We start from the raw sequence: 3,713 nt of genomic DNA, 5'->3' as shown, positions 1-3,713 counted from the left end.
ATACTTATAGCAAATGACCAGAACTGTGCTCTTCTGGGGTGACTTCATGTAATCATCCAGTGCCTCCAGGTTCTTCAGGTGTTGTGCTTCCTTCACGATCACCACCTGAAAATTCGCCATCATGGGAAAACGTTTGGCTTCGGTCAGGACCGCATCCATATTGGTTTCCCTTCCATACAAAACCGTTTGATTGAATTCCCTTTCCGATTCAGTGAGGGTATGATCCGCAATGTATTTTGCGATCTCATCTATATAATATGGTTCCTCCCCAGCGAGAAAATAAATGGGATAATAGATCTGATTTGAGAGATCCTTGATGATCTGATCGAACTTCTTCATGGCATGTTAAGGTCAATCGAATTCAAAGCGCAGATGCTTTACCGTAAGGCCGTTGTTTTTCAGTTCCTTGAGTGCATCTACCCCAATCTCAATGTGTTTCTGCACAAACTGTTCGGTTACCTTTCGATCACTGGTAGACGTTTTTACACCTTCAGCGATCATAGGCTGATCTGACACCAGCAGCAGCGCACCTGTGGGAATTTTATTTTTAAAGCCCACTGCGAAAATGGTGGCTGTTTCCATATCTATCCCCATGCACCTCAGCTTACGAAGGTATTCTTTAAAGCTTTCATCATGCTCCCATACACGGCGGTTGGTGGTGTATACCGTACCCGTCCAATAATCCAGGTTGTGATTTCGGATGGTTGTGGAAACCGCCTTTTGCAAGCTAAACGCCGGCAAGGCCGGAACTTCCGGCGGAAAATAATCATTGGAGGTACCTTCTCCGCGTATAGCGGCAATCGGAAGTATCAGATCACCTACATTGTTCTTTTTCTTGAGACCTCCGCACTTGCCAAGAAACAAACAGGCTTTGGGTTGCTTGGCGCCTAGCAGATCAACGATGGTTGCCGCATTGGCGCTTCCCATTCCAAAATTGACCATTGTGATACCGTTGGCGGTAACGGTTGGCATTGGCTTATCCCAGGCAATGTCCGTGATGTTGTTCCATTCTGCGAACACTTCCAGGTAATGTGAAAAATTGGTCAGCAATACATAGTCAGCAAAGCCGGACGCATCCAGGCCCGTATACCTGGGAAGCCAATCCTTAACGATTTCATCTTTGGTTTTCATTCTATCCCGATTACATTACAAACCTATTACTTTTACATCCATGAACAAAGTGATCTTTATTGACATTTCGGTCCGAGCCCCGTACTTATGGAACTGACATTACCCTCCTATACCTTCAATATCAGATTGCAAGGCGGAAGACAGGAAGTTTTTGATCCGGTCAGAAAACGGTTCATTGCATTCACACCTGAGGAGAGCATCCGTCAGCATTGGATTCGTTACCTTACAGAAGAAATCCAGGTGCCCAAGGGGCGCATGTCGGTTGAATCCGGGTTGAGCTATAACCGTCTCAAAAAAAGGACGGACCTGGTGGTGCATGATTCATTTGGAAAGCCTTTGTTGCTACTTGAATGCAAAGCTCCTCAGGTGGCAATCACTGAAAGCGTATTTCAGCAGGCAGCCGTTTACCATTCCCGGCTTCAAGTACGTTACATGCTTTTATCTAACGGAAACCAACACGTTCTCTGCAAACTTCCCGATGCAAACCAGCCCCTGCAATTCCTGAACCGCCTCCCTTCCTATGAGATGCTGATGCTGTGATGTGTCTGCCAACTGCCTACTGCCAACTCCCTCCTCCACTCCCCCTAACCCTTTTGAATTATTTCCGTATACCGTCCCGTTAGTCCAAAGGGAATGCGTCTGCTTCAAATGAACAAATTATTCACTGTGATCGGCTGTCTGTTTTTATACACACAGACCATGGCTGATAAACCTAAAAGCAACAAACCTGAACCTATTTCAGGTGTGTTGATCATGAAGGTAAAACCCGAATTCCGATCCTCATGTTCAGAAATGCGTGTGACCGGCCATGCGCTGGATGCACTGTTCAACAGGATTGGCGTGCAACGCTCCAGCAAAGTTTTTCCTGATAAATTTCCGGAAAGCGGAGCATCAAAAAAAACGCCGGACAAGCGGGTAGATCTTTCCCTGATCTATGAAGTAACATGGTCCGCATCCCTTTCCGCCGAAAATGTGTGCGGTCAGATCATGGCCACGGGCATGGTTGAGTACGCAGAACCCAGATACCTTCCTCAGCTGCTATACACTCCAAACGACCCTGCACTGGGAGGACAATATGAACACCCGCTCCTCAAATCATTTGATGCGTGGAACATCTCCGTTGGCGACACCAATGTTGTTGTTGGCATTTCGGACACCGGGGTAGATATAGATCATGAAGACCTGGTGGGCAATATCCGATACAACTATAATGATCCCATCAATGGTGTTGATGACGACGGCGACGGCTACACGGATAACTTCAGGGGGTGGGACCTGGGAGAAAATGACAATGACCCGTCCAGCAACGAGGCTGGAAAACACCACGGCGTGTTTGTATCAGGACTGGCAGGCGCCACAACGGACAATGGATTAGGCATGGCAGGAACGGGGTTCCGGTGCAAATTCCTGCCTTTGAAAATATCCGATAAGAATGGTGGCCTCACCCGGGGCTTTGAATCCATTGTTTATGCAGCCGACCATGGTTGCGCTGTTATCAACTGCTCCTGGGGAATAAAAGGCATCAAGTCCCAATATGGTCAGGACATTATCAATTATGCGGTATTCAATGAAGATGCGTTGGTGGTGGCAGCAGCCGGAAATGACAACGACGCCATTCCCTTTTACCCGGCCAGCTTTGACAATGTGTTGTCTGTCGCAGCAACCGGACCTCAGGATGTCAAATGGGGCGGTTCTTCCTATGGCCCGAAGGTGGATCTTTCAGCGCCTGGTGAGCAGGTGTATAGCACCTGGAACGGCAATGGATACATCCGCTCCAGCGGAACATCCTTTTCCAGTCCGATCACCGCAGGATGTGCAGGAGTCCTCAGATCCTATTTCCCTGAGCTTGATGTAGCACAAGTAACTGCATTGCTGAAAAGCACCACTGACTTCATAGACACCATTTCAGGAAACGAGGCTTATGCCGGTTATCTTGGAACCGGAAGACTCAACCTTTACAGGGCACTTACAGAGAGTGGCGGACCAGCCATTGAACTTGATAAGGTTTCAGTGACCGATATGTATGAAGACCAGTTTCAGCCCGGTGATACCCTCTACATAGTCGCATCCCTGCATAATTATATGGCACCCAGCGATTCGATTCACATGCGTATTGCATCGTTATCTCCCTTCGCATCATTGCTGGACAGCACCGCCGTCATTGCCGGTCTCAACACCCTGGGTACCGGGAGTAACAATGCGGATCCATTTGTGGTAGTCATTTCGCCTTCCGCACCTTCCAACTCCGTTCTGGATTTTATGCTTACCTATTCGGACACGATGTATGAAAGTCAATCTCCTTTCAGCGTGAATGTAAACCAGGACTATGTGGATATTACCATCAACAGGGTACATACTTCCGTCAATGGCAACGGCAACCTGGGATTCAGTCTACCCGACCAACAAAACGGTCTGGGTGTTATCGTAGACCAGTCACCTAACCTCCTATATGAAGCGGGGCTTATGATTGCTGCAAACGGGTACGTGTCCGACAACCGGATGAATACAGGAAACAATGGCAATGAAAGTGATTTCTACAATGTGACACCGATCAAGGTCATCCCTTCAGCCACTGCCGACCA

At 48.0% G+C, this 3,713-nt stretch carries 4 protein-coding genes; 2 read left to right on the top strand and 2 right to left on the bottom strand.

What is annotated here, in order from left to right; genetic code table 11:
- Together KDD36_14890 and KDD36_14885 are read right to left on the bottom strand one after the other, a co-directional pair.
- On the bottom strand, nt 1–339 hold a 339-nt coding region (locus KDD36_14890; GenBank protein ID MCB0397935.1), incomplete at its 3' end, for a DNA polymerase III subunit delta.
- A 12-nt stretch (nt 340–351) separates the two neighbouring features.
- Entirely contained in the window at nt 352–1,131 is a 780-nt protein-coding gene (locus tag KDD36_14885) for an AMP nucleosidase (GenBank protein MCB0397934.1), read from the bottom strand.
- Nucleotides 1,132–1,218: 87 nt separating this feature from the next.
- Between KDD36_14885 and KDD36_14880 the strand changes: the two genes are divergently transcribed.
- Both KDD36_14880 and KDD36_14875 read left to right on the top strand, forming a co-directional pair.
- On the top strand, nt 1,219–1,671 hold the full coding sequence (locus KDD36_14880) for a type I restriction enzyme HsdR N-terminal domain-containing protein (GenBank protein ID MCB0397933.1): 453 nt from the start codon (nt 1,219–1,221) through the stop codon (nt 1,669–1,671).
- A 159-nt stretch (nt 1,672–1,830) separates the two neighbouring features.
- Nucleotides 1,831–3,713: S8 family serine peptidase (locus KDD36_14875; protein ID MCB0397932.1), on the top strand; the 1,883-nt coding region annotated here is incomplete at its 3' end.

The organism is Flavobacteriales bacterium (assembly GCA_020435415.1).
GTDB lineage: Bacteria > Bacteroidota > Bacteroidia > JACJYZ01 > JACJYZ01 > JACJYZ01.
The sequence above is the reverse complement of the archived record's forward strand: the minus strand, read 5'-3'. Positions and strand labels throughout refer to the sequence as shown.

Coding starts and splice junctions, on each gene's coding strand:
- KDD36_14880 (MCB0397933.1), top strand. CDS start 1,219: ATGGAACTGACATTACCCTCCTATACCTTCAATATCAGATTGCAAGGC.
- KDD36_14885 (MCB0397934.1), bottom strand. CDS start 1,131: ATGAAAACCAAAGATGAAATCGTTAAGGATTGGCTTCCCAGGTATACG.